A 16,019-nucleotide genomic window follows, 5' to 3' on the forward strand; every position below is an offset into this window, starting at 1 on the left:
AGTTAATAAAAAGCCGCCACTAAACGGCGGGGCTTTAAACCCCATTTTTCGGTAAAGTCAAGAAAGGTAAGAGAAAGAAGCAGAAGGCAGGTCTGAATAAGTCCATCCTAGATGTTGGCTTTGGGATGCTCAAATCCGCAATTAAGTACAAGGTAGAAGAAGGTGGTGGGCAATTCATTGAAGTCCCTACCAAAAAAGTTAAACCTTCTCAAACTTGTCCTAAATGTGGCAATCAACATTCCAAAACACTAGATGAACGCATTCATCAATGCTATGAGTGTGGCTACCAACAAGATAGGGATATTGCTTCTGCTGAAGTTTGTCTTTACTGGGTTAAAGGAAGCCACTGCGGTCTTGGGGTTCCCCCAAGTGGAGCAAGTGGCGTAACGCTGCCGGGGTTTGGAACGAACCTCGCAGACGGTGATGGGTCTAGCTCTACTTCACTACCCAAGACTCGCAAGAGTTGCGGAGGAATGAAGCAACTAGCCCAGAAGAAGCGTCTAAAATCTCAACCTGCTGTCGGGGATGCAGAAACCCCGACCTCCGCGTAGCAGGTCGGGGTAGTTCATAAAAGCCCTTCCAGGATAAGCTGGAAAGGCTTTTGGTGTATTTTGCGCCGGAGTAATTATGTTTTCGAGGCGCTACAGTTAGGTGGAAGTCTGCTGTAGAATCCTTAGCGCACTGCCTCCAGACAGCGGTAGTCGCGCATCCAGTCTTCCCCGTCCTGATCGCTCAGTACAGCGAGCCGCCCAGTAGTCAAAAACGCTAGCTTAAAAATTTCCCACTGCTCGTCGGTGATGTCACCTTGCTGTGAACTAACGCCTCCCTCCTCCCAGATAATCGTCACTTCTCTGCCCCCAGCAATCTCGAAGTTCCCCAAACGAGTAACTCGACCGAGATGCCACTTGAACTCGGCTCCGGCTTGCTTAGCCTGAGCCGTCTCGAGCGCCTCTGCGCCGGACTGGTGAATATACTGCCCTTCATTTGCCGATGATTCCTGCTTTGTCATAAGTTGCCCTACTCCTTTTATATGGTTTGCTCTCGTTGATTCTGCCTTCTAGGCACCGGTACATTTATCAAACTGATCAAAAGATTTTTCATCGACCTATACGACCAAAACATCCCAGCTATTCCTTGAGCAGATGTTTTGGAAAAGGACGATTCATACTCTAAGAAAGCCCTCGACTTTGCTATCGGGGGTTACGAACAAAAAGCAACAGAATGCTCCGACTACTTTTTGCCTCTTTGATGCAGGTAAATCTACTACGGTTAGTAGCGGTTACGGAAGCTGTTGTTGCTTTGGTTACCACCAAACGAACTTCTGTTTTCCTTGGGCTTAGCCTTATTGACTTTGAGATCACGACCCATCCATTCAGCACCATCAAGAGCTTCAATGGCTGCTGATTCTTCAGCTTCTGTACCCATTTCCACAAAAGCAAAACCGCGCGGTTTACCTGTTTCACGGTCAGTTGGAACCTGAACCCGCTTGACAGAACCATATTCTGCAAACACAGAATTCAGACCTTCTTCTGTAACTTCATAAGAGAGGTTGCCTACATAAAGTGACATAAATTGTCTCCAAAATCATAAGTGTGTAGAGATTTAGATTTCGGAGAGAAGTCTTTCAATACCAAAAGGAAAAAGCCGATCAATAAAAAAAACAAACACAGTTACCGAATAAATTCTCACATTACTAGGATGACATATCAGGTAACTATCAGGGGGAAAGTTGGTCAAATTGTTACATAAAGTCATCCGAGCAATTGAAAGGTCAGTGTTTTTTAGGGAGGATGCAGTGAAGTGTTTCTTCCGTGATGCCGTTTTGATTAAAATCTAACATCGGCTTTATGGCATAGCTTCAAGCAAATCAGCCTCCATCTTGCCACACTGTATTTCATAAAGAGTGAGAACGGCTATAGAATCAACCGAAATAGAATCAAAAGCTACTGCAAGCGATCGCTTCTCACCGTTTAATCAGAAATAATCTTAAAAAATCTAATACAACTATGTTAAGTATCCCTATTGATATAGCTTTACCACGATCGCCTCACATAGTCACTTCTTTACCCGGTCCTCGTGCCAAAGCTATTGTAGAACGCGATCGCGCTGTCACTTCTCCTTCCTATACCCGTGACTACCCGTTAGTTGTCGCTCGCGGTGAGGGGTGTATGGTGGAAGATGTGGACGGTAATGTATTTTTAGATATGACTGCAGGAATTGCTGTTACCGCCACTGGACACGCGCACCCGGAAGTTGTGCAAGCTATTCAAGAGCAAGCTGCAATGCTGCTGCATATGTCGGGGACTGATTTTTATTATGAACCAATGGTGGAACTGGCGGAGAAATTAGCTATCCGCGCCCCCTTTCCACCTCTCCCTAGCCCTCCTTTAGAAGGGGAGGGAAGCGGAAAAACTTCTTTTCCTGCAAGGGTGTTTTTTAGCAATTCTGGAACAGAATCTAACGAAGGAGCAATTAAACTTGCTCGGTATTATACTGGGCGTTCCCTGATAGTTGCCTTTTTGGGAGCATTCCACGGACGCACTTATGGCGCGATGTCCCTTACGGCTTCCAAAACAGTACAGCGAGCAAACTTTGGTCCTCTGCTTCCAGGTGTAACGCACATTCCCTACGGGACTCACGCTAGCCTAGATTACCTGGAAAAACAATTATTTCCCACAATGCTACCGCCTAAAGAGGTGGCAGCGATCGTTGTCGAAGCGATACAAGGAGAAGGTGGTTATATTGTACCAGAAGATGGGTTTTTGCAGCGCATTCGGGAAATATGCGATCGCTTTGGCATCCTGATGATAGTTGATGAAGTGCAATCTGGCATGGGGCGCACGGGACGCCTGTTTGCCATTGAACATTGGGGTGTGATGCCCGATATCATTACCACAGCTAAAGGTATAGACTATATGAACGAATGCAACATTTACCACTAATACCAAGTAATTATGAATTATAAAAATATATTACCGATAACTCACCTCCATATTTTGTACGTTGCCACTCACCTATTAGCGTTGTGTGTCTTCTGGTTAGAATTCAATTTGTTCTGGGTATTGCTTTGTTTGATCAGCTACTTTGTTCGTCAATTCGGAGTTGTGGCAGGATACCATCGTTACTTTTCTCATCGGTCTTTCAAAACGTCGCGTTGGATGCAGTTCCTCCTAGCTCTTCATGGCAGCCTGTGTGCCGAGCGTGGTCCTCTGTGGTGGGCGCAGACACATCGTCTTCATCACCGCTACTCGGATACACCCGATGACCTTCATTCGCCACGTTATCAAGGGTTAATTTACTCTCACAGTGGTTGGTTCTTTAATAAACGCTTTGCGAAGACCGATTACGACCAAATTCCAGATTTCGCCAAGTTTCCAGAACTCGTATGGTTAGATCGGTGGTTTATCCTGCCATGGCTAGTTTTTGGTGCTGCTATGTTTTTCTTCTTCGGATGGGAAGGATTTGTGTGGGGATTTTGCGTTAGCAACGTGATGATTTTGCATACGACTCATTTGATTCAGTCAGCTTGCCATTGCCCTAACGGATACCGACGCTTCGAGACTACAGATGACAGCCGTAACCTTTGGGTCTTAGGTTTGGTGTCCCTAGGTGAGGGATTTCACAATAACCATCATTACGACCCCAGTTCTGCACGGCACGGATTTGTATGGTGGGAAATTGATGTAGCCTGGTACGTTTTGAAATGTTTGAATTGGCTCGGTTTAGTGTGGGATTTGAAAACTCCAAAGAAGTGGGAGAAGAAACACTCACTAAACTTTGGGACACTGAACAAAGATAAAAGTGGGGCAAAAACAGAGGGCTAAGATCCTTTGCTAGCAAGAATTGTCAAAGCTTTCTGCTGGAAAAAAACAGATGGATAAAGATCTTTACCCTGATTCGTAACAAGTTAAGGATTTTTGCAGTCTGTCAATAGTCAAACAGCAGGCGATCGTAATACCCATCCAAAAGCTGAGAAACTGAAAGTCAGTAAGTAACTGACCGAAATGCCTACCAAAAAGCCGAGAAATCCCGATCATGTGCGCCGTCGCTCCTCACCGCAAGCGGATAATGAAGCGAAACAGATCGCATCTACAGGACTTGTTGAGTCCAGCTATCTACGCTCAAAGTGCGTATTACCGAAGTTTGGGGTTGCGATGGCACGTAGTGCCCGCCCAAAGGGCGATCGCGAATTCTCAACCTGACATTAATGGTTGCTGCGGTGTTGACATTAATTTGGCGACAAGTACCATCGGTGCAAGAGTTGACTCGGATGTTAGAGCAACAGGAGTTACTTTGGGGAAAAGCAGTACTCGTATCGCAACAAGCATTGTCACAGCGGTTTCTCGGCTTTCCGGCAGAGCTATTTGAGCGTGTTTTTCATGACTTGTTACCCCAGTTGCAAGCACGTTGGCATCACCGACAAAAACGACCTCTTCCAGTTGCAGTCACATACGCACGTAAGTATTTTGAAAACATTTGGACTGCGGATGGGTCAACATAGAATCAACCGAAATAGAATCAATTGCTACTGTAAACTATCGCCTCTCACCGTTTAATCAGAAATAATCTTAAAAAATCTAATACAACTATGTTAAGTATCCCTATTGATATAGGTTTACCGCGATCGCCTCACATAGTTACATCTTTACCCGGTCCTCGTGCCAAAGCTATTGTAGAACGCGATCGCGCTGTCACTTCTCCTTCCTACACCCGTGATTACCCGTTAGTTGTCGCTCGCGGTGAGGGGTGTATGGTGGAAGACGTGGACGGTAATGTATTTTTAGATATGACTGCAGGAATTGCCGTTACCGCCACTGGACACGCGCACCCGGAAGTTGTGCAAGCTATTCAAGAGCAAGCTGCAATGCTGCTGCATATGTCGGGGACTGATTTTTACTATGAACCAATGGTGGAACTGGCGGAGAAATTAGCTGTCCGCGCCCCCTTTCCCAATGGTGCAAGGGTGTTTTTTAGCAATTCTGGAACAGAGTCTAACGAAGGAGCAATCAAACTTGCTCGGTATTATACTGGGCGTTCCCTGATAGTTGCCTTTTTGGGAGCATTCCACGGACGCACTTATGGCGCGATGTCCCTTACGGCTTCCAAAACAGTACAGCGAGCAAACTTTGGTCCTCTGCTTCCAGGTGTAACGCACATTCCCTACGGGACTCACGCTAGCCTAGATTACTTGGAAAAACAATTATTTCCCACAATGCTACCGCCTAAAGAGGTTGCAGCGATCGTTGTCGAAGCGATACAAGGAGAAGGTGGTTATATTGTGCCAGAGGATGGGTTTTTGCAGCGGCTGCGGGAAATATGCGATCGCTTTGGCATCCTGATGATAGTTGATGAAGTGCAATCTGGGATGGGACGCACAGGTCGCTTGTTTGCCATTGAACATTGGGGTGTGATGCCCGATATCATTACCACAGCTAAAGGTATTGCCAGTGGTCTACCTTTGGGAGCCATTCTCGCTCGTCCGGAAATTATGACATGGCAACCGGGTTCCCATGCAACCACCTTTGGTGGTAATCCGGTTGCTTGTGCTGCGGCTATTGCTACCTTGAAACTGTTGGAAAGTAGTTTGATGGCAAACGCCACCCAGATGGGAGAATTACTGCAAGCAGGTTTGCATCGTCTGTCGCAGCAATTTCCGCAAATTTCGCCGCCACGAGGAAAGGGTTTGATGGTAGCGGTGGATTTGTTAGACGACGAGGGTAAGTTTGATTCCAAGTTGCGCGATCGCATTCTCCAAGAAGCTTTCTTACGCGGTTTATTGTTGCTTGGTTGCGGAAAAGCAGCAATTCGCTTCTGTCCGCCTCTGGTTATTGATAGCCACCAAATTCAAACATCTGTCCAGATCCTTTTTGAAGTTTTAGCAGAAATTCAGTGATTGAAGAGGGATATATATAGTGCTTCTCGTTTGGATGAAGTAATTATTGGCGTTGCTGAATCGATGTATGAAAAAGATGTCGTGTGATTCCAAACCCTTGTAGAGACGTACCATGGTACGTCTCTACACTTAGATTCATACTTGAAATCAGCAACGCCTAATTATTTATCTGTGTCCATCTGTGTCCATCTGTGGTTCTTATTTGTTGATATATTGCACTCAATTAAGAACCGCTATAAATAAAATTCCGCGCACCAGACGCAAAGGCGCTCAGAAACTCTTTGCGACTTTGGATCTTTGCGTGAGGTTATCGTGACATCCTCCCCCGCTAAATCAAAGATTATAGCGGGGGCGTATCCATTGAATCACTTCTTTGGTTTCCTGGTTGCTCCCTTTCGGGATTTCGACACTTGCCTAGATTGACTTTCATCAATCCCCGGTAGATCGTCTGCACAGGCTGTTTCCGTTCCGGTGTGTCCCACCGTACTAATTAACTTAATTCCTCGGTTTCTGATATTTTGACCTGCTGCTATGTCCCTGTCTGTTTTGTATCCACAATGAGGACAATCATGAACTCTGACAGACAAGTCTTTTTTGACTTCTTCACCACATTCAGGACACTGCTGAGAAGTCCCCCTAGCATCGACTTCACTGAAGAATTTACCTCTGTTCCAACACACATGCTTAACGATGGTTCTAAATTGACCAAATGCAGCCGTGGCGCATGTGTTTTCCAAACATCCCTTTAGCGCTGGTGCGGTAATCCAAATCTTCCATGAAGACCATATCACCAGCATCACAAAGAGCATGGGCCACTTTGAAGTGAAAATCCTTCCTGGCGTTGTCAATTTTGTGATGAAGTCTGGCTACCTTGATTCTGGCTTTTTCGTAATTCTTAGACCGCTTCTTTTTTCTAGACAGCCTGCGTTGCAGCAATCTCATCTGGCTTTGCAGTTGTTTAAAAAACTTGGGCGGTTTTACGAGAACACCATCACTGGTTGCCAAAAACTTCTCCAAACCAACGTCAACCCCGATGGGATGTCCATGCGGTATTGGATCGGGAATATTGACATCACAAGCAATACTGATAGATGCATACCACAAGGAAGCTTTCCTCAAGATTCTTACCTGCTTTACCGTAAAACCGCTAGGGATGGGTCGATGCAAGTTAATTGGAATTGCTCCAATCTTGGGTAGCTTGAGATGCAAATTCGTTACTGGGTTTTCCTTAAACTGAGGAAACAGCAACGACTTGAACTGTCCATACTTCTTGAACCGAGGAAAGCCAAATCCGCGTTTTTGAAAGTATTCCCAACCTCTATGCAACTGTTTAACGGATTGCTGGAGTACCTGAGAAGGAACTTCACCCAACGCGCGGGAACTCTTTTTTAGCTTTTGGCAAGTTGTTAAGTTGCTGAATTTCGCTTGGGAATTTCAAGTCAGCAGGGATGATGTACTCTTTTTCCAGAGAGCATCTATCAATGAGACACTTTCGACTATCGCACCAATCTTTTATCTCTCGCAACGCATAATTGTAGGCGCTACGACAGATTTCTATCCACTCAACAAACAGTTGTTCTTGAGTCGCGTCGGGATAGATTCGGTAACGGTAGGTAAGTGTCAACATTCGTCTATTTTAGGACGTTTACTCGTAGAATACCAGAAGATAAATGTTAACTTTAGGGACATCGAGTCCCTAAAGTTAACTTGGGGGAGTCCATGTATCCCACGCCAAATCGTAGATTATGGCGTGGGTCTTATACCTCCCCCAAACCCCCACGGAGAGATAAATCTGATACCCATCGCTACAAACACCATGAACCCCGAAATTGCCCGTCATCTTTGGGAATTGCTTTGGCACGACTACAGTACCAGGGTAAGTTACGCCCGCACCTACCAGCAAATGATAACTAATGCGGGTGGGACTGTCGCCAATGACCACATTGCCTTTCGGTCTTTACGGATGGTGGTGGACAGTCCACAGGGTCAGGTTAACTTGGGTATTGACTACCTAGGACAACTTGCTGAGGCTTTGGGTTACGAAGCGGCGGGTGAGTATTCTTTTCCAGAAAGTCATCTTTACGCGCGTCATTATCGCCATCCTCAGCAAGAGGAATTTGACTTGCCTAAGTTGTTTATCAGTGAGTTGATTGTGGATGAATTGCCAGAAAAGACTGTTCAACTGATTCATCAAACTGTCTCAGGCGTTAATTTATTCAACTTTTCAGCAATTTTTGAGACATTTGAGGCTGATACTAAACGTCTTGTCAAGGAATTGCATAGAATCTTTACTTGCCCCTGGCAACCTCCCCACCGTTCTGTAGTGGAAGAAGTCAATAAGGTCACTCAGTATGGAGCTTGGGTATTGCTGCATGGTTACGCAGTCAACCACTTTACAGGCTATGTTAACCGCCAGAACACTCCAGACTACCCGGATATTGAGACTACAGCTCGTGGTTTAGCTAACTTGGGTGTCCCAATGAAAGCTGAGATTGAAGGGGATGTTGCTTGTGGTTTGCGGCAAACGGCAACTCAAGCAGTTACTGAAATTGTTACGGTATCAGAAGATATCACAGATGCAGAAATTCAAATTCCCTGGACTTATGCTTATTATGAAATTGCCCAACGCTATATGGTGGAAGTCGAACCAGGTCAGCAAGTGCTGTTTGATGGTTTTTTGGGAAGAAATGCCCAGCAGTTGTTTGAAATGACGCGATTAAAAATGAGTTAGAGGATGTTGTACAGTGGTTAATTATCTGTCATCATGACAAATTGTTGCCGTCGAAAAATGCCTGTGTAGCAAAGCTTTTAAAAACCTAAGATACTCAACCCAATATTCTTCCTAATGACAAAATAGCTGTCGCTACATAATAGAGAAATTTGACATCATCTGTACAGTGACTAATTCTCGGTCATTAATAGCACATTAGTGTTGTCGTGACTAATTGATGTCGCTTGAGGCATTGAGCCGAGAATTCTGCATATAATGGAAATCGAAGCTGAAAAGTCTATCCTATATAGGTTTTACGTTTTTACTTCTCTGTTTTGACCAAACACAAGAAGACTACAAGCAGATACTTATTAGTATATATTTACTAATTAATCCAGTCAGAACTTAAATGCAAACTTATGACCCATTGTTGGGATTTGTAAGAGTAAGGGACTTCCGAAAGTTTGGATTTTTTCAGGTGGCGTGTTTTTATACAGAATCTTGGCGATAGCTTTTACGTGAGCATCTAACTGTTTTTTATCTTCTGGGGTCATTAGTCTTGTACTAGAGATTGAACACTTTTAATTTTCCAGAATTCCTGTGTTGATGTTCAGTCCCCTTGTCCTTCACGATAAACACTCACGAATAAAATCGGCGTTTCACCCTCTTTTTGCACCTAAAGGGATGCTCCCAATAAACCTGTCCAATTCTTATTGCCCTAAATTGCTACGCAGCTTGGCGATGTCACGATGCGGGGGAATACCAAATAGTTTTTTATATTCCCGGCTGAAATAAGACGGGTCATCGTAACCGACGCGAAAGCTGGCGATCGCTACGTCCATGTTTTCGCCGAGCATCAGACGGCGTGCTTCCTGAAGCCGTATTTGTTTCTGGAACTGCAAGGGACTCATTGCCGTAACAGACTTGAAATGAGAGTGAAAGCCTGACACGCTCATGCCGAGTGAGCGGGCTGTATCTTCGATCTTCAGCGGCTGATCAATGTTCTCGCGGATTTGCCTGACGACCCTAGAGATGCGCTGCGCGTCGCCTTCCGTAGTGATAAGCTGGCTGAGCCGTGCGCCTTGTTTTCCTTTTAAAAGCCGATAGATGATCTCGCGGATGATGAACGGCGCGAGAAACTTCATTTCGTCCGGCGTGTCAAATAGTTTCACCAATTTGACGACCGCTTCCAGCAAATCGGCATCAACCGGGCTGACATCCATCGCCTTGACTCTAGCGCCGCTTTTTTTAGTTTCGATGCCGGATTCAATCATCACCGCAGCCACAAGCGCCGGATCGAGGTCTATCCGAAGATTCAAATAAGGTTTTTCCTCGGACGCTTCAACGACATTACTCATAATCGGCAGATCGAGCGTCGAGATTAAGTAATGACCGGAGTCGTAGTGAAATAATTCATCGTTCAAAAGCACATCCTTGCTGCCCTGCGCGATGACGCAGAAGGCGGGCTTTAATACGGATATCTGGCTCTCGGTCGGTTTCGACGATTGATATATGAAAATGCCCGGAAACACTTCCAATAGGCTGTTTTCGGGAGCGAGACGAATCATTCTTTCGATCAGCTCTTCCCGATTGATCTGCATCTTTCGCTTTTCAAGTTCTGCTTCTTTTTGGTTCATAAATTTATCTTAAACGCTCTGTTTCTCAAGAGCACGTTGCGCGGCGGATTTTTAGAGAATTGTCCGGTTTTTTTCGACAAACGTCCTCACGCTATCCGTTCTCACGCCCGCATAATTGAACTCATACGGTATAAAGATTTGGGAAAAGCGTTTTTACTAGTAGAACTTTCTAAAACTTTTAGCAGCATTGCTGCTAATGCTTATATTCACAAAAGTAAGCAATAAGTACAGATCAAGAAGTAAATAAAATGAAGATGAAATCTATATGCATTTTAGCGATGATGACTTTTATGATAAGCGGGCAGGCTTACACACAAACAGAACAAAAAGGACAATCAAAACAAATAGCAGAAATGGAACAAATAACACCAAAGGGATATACAACTTTTAAGGTAAGCGACAACGTTACGATGTATAAGGTGACTTTTAAAAACCAATACAAAATGAATGTTGCGGGACATCTATTTATTCCCAAGAATTTAGATCAAAGTAAAAAACATTCGGCGATCATTGTTGGGCATCCTATGGGAGCGGTAAAAGAACAAAGTGCCAATGTGTATGCTGCGAATATGGCTGAACGAGGGTTTGTGACTTTATCTCTTGACTTGTCTTTTTGGGGTGAGAGTGAGGGCAAACCACGCAATGCTGTTGCACCTGATATTTATGCTGAAGATTTCAGTGCAGCAGTTGACTTTCTTGGCACCCGTCCATTTGTTGACAGAAACCGAATCGGAATAATTGGAATTTGTGGTAGCGGAAGCTTTGTTATCAGTGCCGCTAAGATTGATCCACGAATGAAAGCTATCGCAACTGTCAGCATGTACGATATGGGAGCAGCCAACCGAAATGCACTTAACCATTCGCTGACCCTTGAGCAGAGAAAGAAAATCCAGGAGGAGGCTGTGAAGCAACGTTATGTAGAGTTTACCGATGGTGAAACTAAATACACCAGTGGGACTGTACATAAGTTAGATGAAAACACAGACCCCATCCAGCGTGAGTTTTATGATTTCTATCGCACTCCGCGAGGTGAATACACTCCAAAAGGAGGGTCGCCGGAACTCACAACGCACCCGACGTTAAGCAGTAACGTTAAGTTTATGAATTTTTACCCGTTTAATGACATAGAAACGATTTCCCCTCGTCCTATGCTTTTCATCACAGGTGATAAGGCTCACTCAAGAGAGTTTAGTGAGGATGCCTACAAACGTGCAGCCGAACCCAAAGAATTGTATATCGTTCCGAAAGCAGGACACGTTGATTTGTATGACAGAGTTGAGTTAATTCCCTTTGATAAACTCACATCATTTTTTACTGAACATTTAAAGTAACGTGAGATTGGGATAAAAACCGAAGAATTATTGAAGAAACCGTCGTTTTTGAAAGTACGATTGCATTTCTGTTTTGAGCCGGGTGAGAAGCATTGGCATGGCGCTAGGACAACCACAGCAATGACGCACATCGCCATTCAGGAATGGCTCGACGGTAAACCCGTGGATTGGATGGAACAGGTCAGTGACGAGCAGTACGAAGGAAAGTTTTAATGCTTTTGAAATGGCTTACCATTAAGGGAAACAATTACCAGAAGAGAGTGCTGATTTTGGTCCTAGCCCTGGTAATGTCCCTAAGCTACTCAGCCTGCCGTGCCGATAACAGTATGCCTAGCAGTGCCTCATCGAAGATGCCAACTGAAATATCAACCCAGCAGGCAAACAGTATGAAGATCAACATCAAAGTCGGAGACAAAGTCGTTACAGCCACGTTAATCGACAACCCAACCGCACAAGATTTTATTTCCCTGCTGCCGTTAACGCTGACGATGAACGATTTGTTTGGAAGAGAAAAGTTTGCCCGCCTGCCGAGAGCGATTTCGGGGGAGGGAGAGCGAACCAAAACTTATGAAGTTGGAGACATCATTTACTGGTCTCCCGGTCCTGATGTGGCTATTTTTTATCGCCATGACGGTCAGCAAATTCCCTCACCTGGGCTGATCGTGATCGGCAAGATAGATGCTGGTGTAGAAGCATTTAATGTCCCTAGTTCTATCAACGTGACGGTAGAGCTAATTCAGTAGAAACGTCAAAAAAGATAGAAATGAAACTGCTTGCGACAAAAACTTCCCGAATCAGCAACACAAGGAGTAAAAAATGACAACGAACGAGAATGGAAACTATACAGGAAAGGTTGCGTTTGTAACCGGAGCAGCGAACGGCATCGGTCGAGCTACGGCGCTGGCGTTTGCCCGTAAAGGCGCTCATGTGGTGGTCGCCGACATTTCGGAACAGGGCAATCAAGAAACGGCGCGCATGATCGAAGACCTCGGCGGACGGGTGATCGCCGTCAAGTGCGATGTGACGCGAGCATCGGACGTGAAGGCAGCTCTTTCCAAGACCATCGAAACCTTCGGGCGGCTGGACTTTGCCTTTAACAACGCCGGTGTGGAGCAGAAGAATGCAGCAACAGCGGAAATCGAAGAGGAAGAGTGGGATCGGATCGTCAACATTAACCTGCGCGGCGTTTTTCTGTGCATGAAGTATGAAATCCCGCTGCTACTCAAGCAAGGCGGCGCAATCGTGAACACATCATCGGGTGCCGGCGTCATAGGCATCAAGGGCGGAGCCGCATACACCGCCGCAAAACACGGCTTGATCGGACTCACCAAGTCGGCGGCTCTCGACTACGCCTCGCAGAACATCCGCATCAACGCCGTCTGTCCCGGCTACATCGACACTCCGATGATGGGTCGCTTTACCGGCGGCACAGATGAAGGGCGCGCGAAGGTAATTGCGGAGGAGCCGATCGGACGGATGGGCAAGCCTGAGGAGATCGCCGCGGCCGTTGTCTGGCTGTGCTCGGATGCGGCTGCCTTCGTCGTTGGGCACGCTATGGTCATCGACGGCGGCCAAACGGTGCAGTAATGGTCATAAGTAGTTTTCTCAATCTTTACAGTATTACCAGAAAAGTTTTTGCTGATGCCACATCGAACCGTCGGCGTGCCCTTAGCCGCTGATTGGCAAGTCCACTCTTGCAGAATTCAGTAGTTACCAAAAGAAGGAATAAGATGATTAAAAATAAAGTTGTGATTATTACCGGCGCATCATCAGGGATTGGTGAAGCAAGTGCGAAATTGCTTGCAAGCAAAGGCGCTAAAGTCGTATTGGGCGCGCGACGCGAGCACCAATTGAGACAACTGGTTGATGAAATTCAAAAAGCTGGCGGACAAGCAGTCTATCAAGTGATGGATGTGGCTAACCCATCTGATAACGCTGAGATCGTCAAACTTGCCAAGGAAACATTTGGAGGCGTTGATGTTATTTTCTTAAACGCTGGCATCATGCCAAATTCTCCACTTTCTGCATTGAGAACTGATGAATGGAATCAAACGGTTGATGTCAATATCAAGGGTGTACTAAATGGTATCGCGGCTGTATTGCCAACGTTTGTTAGCCAAAAGTCTGGGCATGTGATCGCAACTTCATCGGTTGCTGGATTAAAAGCTTATCCAGGTGGTGCGATCTATGGTGGGACGAAATGGTTTGTACGCGATTTCATGGAAGTTCTACGCATGGAGTCAGCTCAAGAAGGAACTAATATTCGTACTGCGACAATTTATCCTGCTGCAATTAACACTGAATTGTTAGATCGGATTACCAACCAAGATGTGGCTGAAAAAATGACAGCGTTGTATGAGCAATATGGCATCTCACCAGATCGAGTCGCCAATGTTGTGGCGTTTGCGATTGACCAGCCAGAAGACACAAACGTGAACGAATTTACGATTGGCCCAACCACGCAGCCTTGGTAAGGATAGGGCTGGCGGTTAGACTCTCGTGCGCTCACAGCCGTGCAAGAGATGACCTTTATTTCCGCCGCGTTGTACTAGGAACTGTAAGCTCCCCTGGCTTCATACAGTTCTAGGGGTAGCTCGTGCAGCCATCTCAAAACTACGAGCGAATTCATCTCGTGCTGTCCGAGGTTTATAGGCTTAAATGCCAACTTTTAACCGAATGTTGGTAAAACTATAAAAATCTGGCATACTGGCGGTAATGCTAACCTTTGTTGTGCCGACTTTCGTCATATATCTGCACGCTCATACCTTACCCAATCCCCAATCACCGAAAGTTGGTAAAACCGAAAAAAGTGAGCTTGCTGTCTCCAGGCGCAAGTCGCCGAATCAACGCGGATATTAAGGATGTGCGATCGCGGGAATATCTCTTCCCCTGTTTGGTTAAAACAGAGAAGTAAAAAGCTGAAATCTATATAGGATAAGCTTTAAGAGCCTCTATTTCCCTTGCATGCAAGGTTCTCGGCTGAATGCCCTTGAGACACATGAGAAACAGAAGCTAGGAGCATCTCCCCTAGCTTTCAACCACACTCAGCTTTTTGATGACAACTATTTTTTACGACGACACTAATCTGTCACCAATGACAAATAATCTGGTACATCTTAGGAGATTGCGAACTCATAACTCTCATTAGATTATTCTTTTGATGCTGTCTTTAATTGCTTCTCAGGCTTATTATCTGGAGCATCGGGGATTAATCTTTCTAATCCACGAGCAATTATTGGCAGGAATAAAATAACTGCTGTCACACCAATGATATTAAAGATAATTTGAGCATTAGCAATCTGGCGACCCACATTTTCACCAGAAATTGCTAGGACAAGTTGCGCCAAGAGTGGGGCAAAGATGATTCCCAGAATGGCACTAATTAAATTAAACAGAAAATGAAACACACCTGTCCGCAAAGCTGGACGACCACGCCCAATTGTAGCGACTAGAGTATCAGCGCAGGTGCCAACTTCTGCACCCAGCATGATAGCGATACCAGCAGGAAGTGAAATCAAGCCAGAACCCGCCAAGGTAATCACAATGGCGACTGTTGCAGAGGAAGATTGAATAATAACTGTAAAAATTGCTCCAACTATGGCACCTAAAAGCGGATTTTTACCCAGGGTTTGCATCCAATCAATAAAGGGCTGGTAGTTTCTAAACGGCTTCATTGCTTCATCAATGGCTTCCAAACCATAGAACATTAAGCCGAACCCCAGCAGAATGAGACCGATATTTTTCTGAGTGCCTGTTTTGCCCAAAAATAGCACCAACAGCCCTAGGAACATCAAAATAGGAACGTATTGTTCTATATCAAGAGAGATGATTTGAGCGCCTACTGCTGTCCCAATGTTAGAACCTAAAACCACGCCCAAGGACTGGACAAATGTCAAAACGCCTGCACTCACCATTGCAATCACCAAAATGATAGTCACTGATGATGATTCCAGAAGAGTAGTGGCAACAACTCCAGTCAACACGCCTGCAAAGCGGTTGGTGGTGAACTTGCTCAAAAGATTTTTCATCCGGTCGGTTGCGATGTCTTCTAGTCCTTCAGACAACCGGGTTACGCCATAGATAAACAAGACTAGACCGGCTATTGCACCCATAGCCATTTGGAAAAAGTTTATGACCCCCTTTTTCTCTTTTGATGCTTGTTCAGAACCGCTGGGTGCAGGAGAAGCTTGAGCAATTTCAATTTTGATGTCCCCTTGTGTACGTTCAGCCTGAACCGTTTGGGCATTAACGCTAAACTCTACAGATGATGAACCCAAAAATGGAAGTTCACAGTTCAATATAGAGGGATAAAAAATCAAAGTTATGACGAAAAAGGCGATACTCAACAATTTAAGTATCTTTTTACTGAATATTTTTGCAATGAACACAATAACTCCTCAAAAGAAACGGATGTTGCTATCGTTTAAACTTGTCAAACATACGTTGCT

General features: G+C 45.2%; 16 protein-coding genes and 2 pseudogenes. 11 read left to right on the forward strand and 7 right to left on the reverse strand.

What is annotated here, in order from left to right:
* Positions 1-125: 125 nt before the first annotated feature.
* Positions 126-551: a zinc ribbon domain-containing protein gene (locus AACT52_RS20805; RefSeq protein WP_073633177.1), complete on the forward strand. Its 426-nt coding sequence runs from the start codon at positions 126-128 to the stop codon at positions 549-551.
* 122 nt (positions 552-673) lie between these two features.
* Here the strand turns inward: AACT52_RS20805 and AACT52_RS20810 are convergent, their stop codons facing one another.
* The gene (locus tag AACT52_RS20810) at positions 674-1,009 is read right to left on the reverse strand and encodes a hypothetical protein (protein WP_073633178.1); all 336 of its coding nucleotides are present in this window, start codon (positions 1,007-1,009) and stop codon (positions 674-676) included.
* A 260-nt stretch (positions 1,010-1,269) separates the two neighbouring features.
* Positions 1,270-1,569 (reverse strand): RNA recognition motif domain-containing protein, encoded by a 300-nt coding sequence (locus tag AACT52_RS20815; RefSeq protein WP_073633179.1) that lies wholly within the window; start codon positions 1,567-1,569, stop codon positions 1,270-1,272.
* 437 nt (positions 1,570-2,006) lie between these two features.
* Here AACT52_RS20815 and AACT52_RS20820 point away from each other — a divergent pair.
* The 4 genes and pseudogenes from AACT52_RS20820 to AACT52_RS20840 form a co-directional block, all read left to right on the forward strand.
* Positions 2,007-2,909: pseudogene (locus tag AACT52_RS20820) on the forward strand (aminotransferase class III-fold pyridoxal phosphate-dependent enzyme); the annotation flags it as partial.
* A 45-nt stretch (positions 2,910-2,954) separates the two neighbouring features.
* Positions 2,955-3,824, forward strand: coding sequence for an acyl-CoA desaturase (locus AACT52_RS20825; RefSeq protein WP_073633180.1), 870 nt, complete (start codon positions 2,955-2,957; stop codon positions 3,822-3,824).
* Between the two features lie 244 nt (positions 3,825-4,068).
* Positions 4,069-4,495, forward strand: a pseudogene (locus AACT52_RS20835) (IS4 family transposase); the annotation flags it as partial.
* A 93-nt stretch (positions 4,496-4,588) separates the two neighbouring features.
* Positions 4,589-5,893 carry an acetyl ornithine aminotransferase family protein gene (locus tag AACT52_RS20840; RefSeq protein ID WP_073633182.1) on the forward strand — a complete coding sequence of 435 codons (1,305 nt, stop codon included), beginning with the start codon at positions 4,589-4,591 and terminating at the stop codon, positions 5,891-5,893.
* 365 nt (positions 5,894-6,258) lie between these two features.
* Here the strand turns inward: AACT52_RS20840 and AACT52_RS20845 are convergent, their stop codons facing one another.
* From AACT52_RS20845 to AACT52_RS20855, 3 genes are read right to left on the reverse strand one after another with little or no spacing between them, the layout of a single operon-like run.
* Entirely contained in the window at positions 6,259-6,573 is a 315-nt protein-coding gene (locus AACT52_RS20845) for a zinc ribbon domain-containing protein (RefSeq protein WP_233154026.1), read from the reverse strand.
* Between the two features lie 16 nt (positions 6,574-6,589).
* Positions 6,590-7,264, reverse strand: coding sequence for an RNA-guided endonuclease InsQ/TnpB family protein (locus AACT52_RS20850; protein WP_233154027.1), 675 nt, complete (start codon positions 7,262-7,264; stop codon positions 6,590-6,592).
* Positions 7,257-7,520 (reverse strand): helix-turn-helix domain-containing protein, encoded by a 264-nt coding sequence (locus tag AACT52_RS20855; protein ID WP_233154028.1) that lies wholly within the window; start codon positions 7,518-7,520, stop codon positions 7,257-7,259. The genes AACT52_RS20850 and AACT52_RS20855 overlap by 8 nt, the downstream gene beginning before the upstream one ends.
* Positions 7,521-7,709: 189 nt before the next feature.
* Between AACT52_RS20855 and AACT52_RS20860 the strand changes: the two genes are divergently transcribed.
* Positions 7,710-8,624 carry a DUF1338 domain-containing protein gene (locus AACT52_RS20860; protein WP_073633183.1) on the forward strand — a complete coding sequence of 305 codons (915 nt, stop codon included), beginning with the start codon at positions 7,710-7,712 and terminating at the stop codon, positions 8,622-8,624.
* Between the two features lie 689 nt (positions 8,625-9,313).
* Here the strand turns inward: AACT52_RS20860 and AACT52_RS20865 are convergent.
* Complete coding sequence (locus AACT52_RS20865) at positions 9,314-10,240, reverse strand: AraC family transcriptional regulator (RefSeq protein ID WP_073633184.1); 927 nt, start codon at positions 10,238-10,240, stop codon at positions 9,314-9,316.
* Between the two features lie 248 nt (positions 10,241-10,488).
* Between AACT52_RS20865 and AACT52_RS20870 the strand changes: the two genes are divergently transcribed.
* The 5 genes from AACT52_RS20870 to AACT52_RS20890 all read left to right on the forward strand — a co-directional run bounded on the left by AACT52_RS20870 (position 10,489) and on the right by AACT52_RS20890 (position 14,045).
* Positions 10,489-11,571 carry an alpha/beta hydrolase gene (locus AACT52_RS20870; RefSeq protein ID WP_073633185.1) on the forward strand — a complete coding sequence of 361 codons (1,083 nt, stop codon included), beginning with the start codon at positions 10,489-10,491 and terminating at the stop codon, positions 11,569-11,571.
* 48 nt (positions 11,572-11,619) lie between these two features.
* Positions 11,620-11,784 (forward strand): cupin, encoded by a 165-nt coding sequence (locus AACT52_RS20875; RefSeq protein WP_073633186.1) that lies wholly within the window; start codon positions 11,620-11,622, stop codon positions 11,782-11,784.
* Positions 11,785-11,831: 47 nt separating this feature from the next.
* On the forward strand, positions 11,832-12,314 hold the full coding sequence (locus AACT52_RS20880; RefSeq protein WP_233154029.1) for a cyclophilin-like fold protein: 483 nt from the start codon (positions 11,832-11,834) through the stop codon (positions 12,312-12,314).
* 73 nt (positions 12,315-12,387) lie between these two features.
* Complete coding sequence (locus AACT52_RS20885) at positions 12,388-13,158, forward strand: SDR family oxidoreductase (RefSeq protein ID WP_073633188.1); 771 nt, start codon at positions 12,388-12,390, stop codon at positions 13,156-13,158.
* A gap of 143 nt (positions 13,159-13,301) precedes the next feature.
* On the forward strand, positions 13,302-14,045 hold the full coding sequence (locus AACT52_RS20890; RefSeq protein WP_073633189.1) for an SDR family oxidoreductase: 744 nt from the start codon (positions 13,302-13,304) through the stop codon (positions 14,043-14,045).
* A 675-nt stretch (positions 14,046-14,720) separates the two neighbouring features.
* On the opposite strand, the gene AACT52_RS20895 is transcribed toward AACT52_RS20890, so the two are convergent.
* Positions 14,721-15,848, reverse strand: a complete 1,128-nt coding sequence (locus AACT52_RS20895) for a Na/Pi cotransporter family protein (protein WP_233154030.1) — start codon at positions 15,846-15,848, stop codon at positions 14,721-14,723.
* Between the last annotated feature and the right edge of the window lie 171 nt (positions 15,849-16,019).

The organism is Scytonema sp. HK-05, assembly GCF_963872035.1.
In the GTDB taxonomy this organism is placed as follows: domain Bacteria; phylum Cyanobacteriota; class Cyanobacteriia; order Cyanobacteriales; family Nostocaceae; genus Kalymmatonema.

Excerpts from the sequence above, each read along its gene's own strand:
- AACT52_RS20840 (WP_073633182.1), top strand. The coding sequence starts at position 4,589 with ATGTTAAGTATCCCTATTGATATAGGTTTACCGCGATCGCCTCACATA.
- AACT52_RS20855 (WP_233154028.1), bottom strand. The coding sequence starts at position 7,520 with ATGTTGACACTTACCTACCGTTACCGAATCTATCCCGACGCGACTCAA.
- AACT52_RS20810 (WP_073633178.1), bottom strand. The coding sequence starts at position 1,009 with ATGACAAAGCAGGAATCATCGGCAAATGAAGGGCAGTATATTCACCAG.
- AACT52_RS20860 (WP_073633183.1), top strand. The coding sequence starts at position 7,710 with ATGAACCCCGAAATTGCCCGTCATCTTTGGGAATTGCTTTGGCACGAC.
- AACT52_RS20825 (WP_073633180.1), top strand. The coding sequence starts at position 2,955 with ATGAATTATAAAAATATATTACCGATAACTCACCTCCATATTTTGTAC.
- AACT52_RS20870 (WP_073633185.1), top strand. The coding sequence starts at position 10,489 with ATGAAGATGAAATCTATATGCATTTTAGCGATGATGACTTTTATGATA.
- AACT52_RS20890 (WP_073633189.1), top strand. The coding sequence starts at position 13,302 with ATGATTAAAAATAAAGTTGTGATTATTACCGGCGCATCATCAGGGATT.
- AACT52_RS20865 (WP_073633184.1), bottom strand. The coding sequence starts at position 10,240 with ATGAACCAAAAAGAAGCAGAACTTGAAAAGCGAAAGATGCAGATCAAT.
- AACT52_RS20815 (WP_073633179.1), bottom strand. The coding sequence starts at position 1,569 with ATGTCACTTTATGTAGGCAACCTCTCTTATGAAGTTACAGAAGAAGGT.
- AACT52_RS20805 (WP_073633177.1), top strand. The coding sequence starts at position 126 with ATGCTCAAATCCGCAATTAAGTACAAGGTAGAAGAAGGTGGTGGGCAA.
- AACT52_RS20885 (WP_073633188.1), top strand. The coding sequence starts at position 12,388 with ATGACAACGAACGAGAATGGAAACTATACAGGAAAGGTTGCGTTTGTA.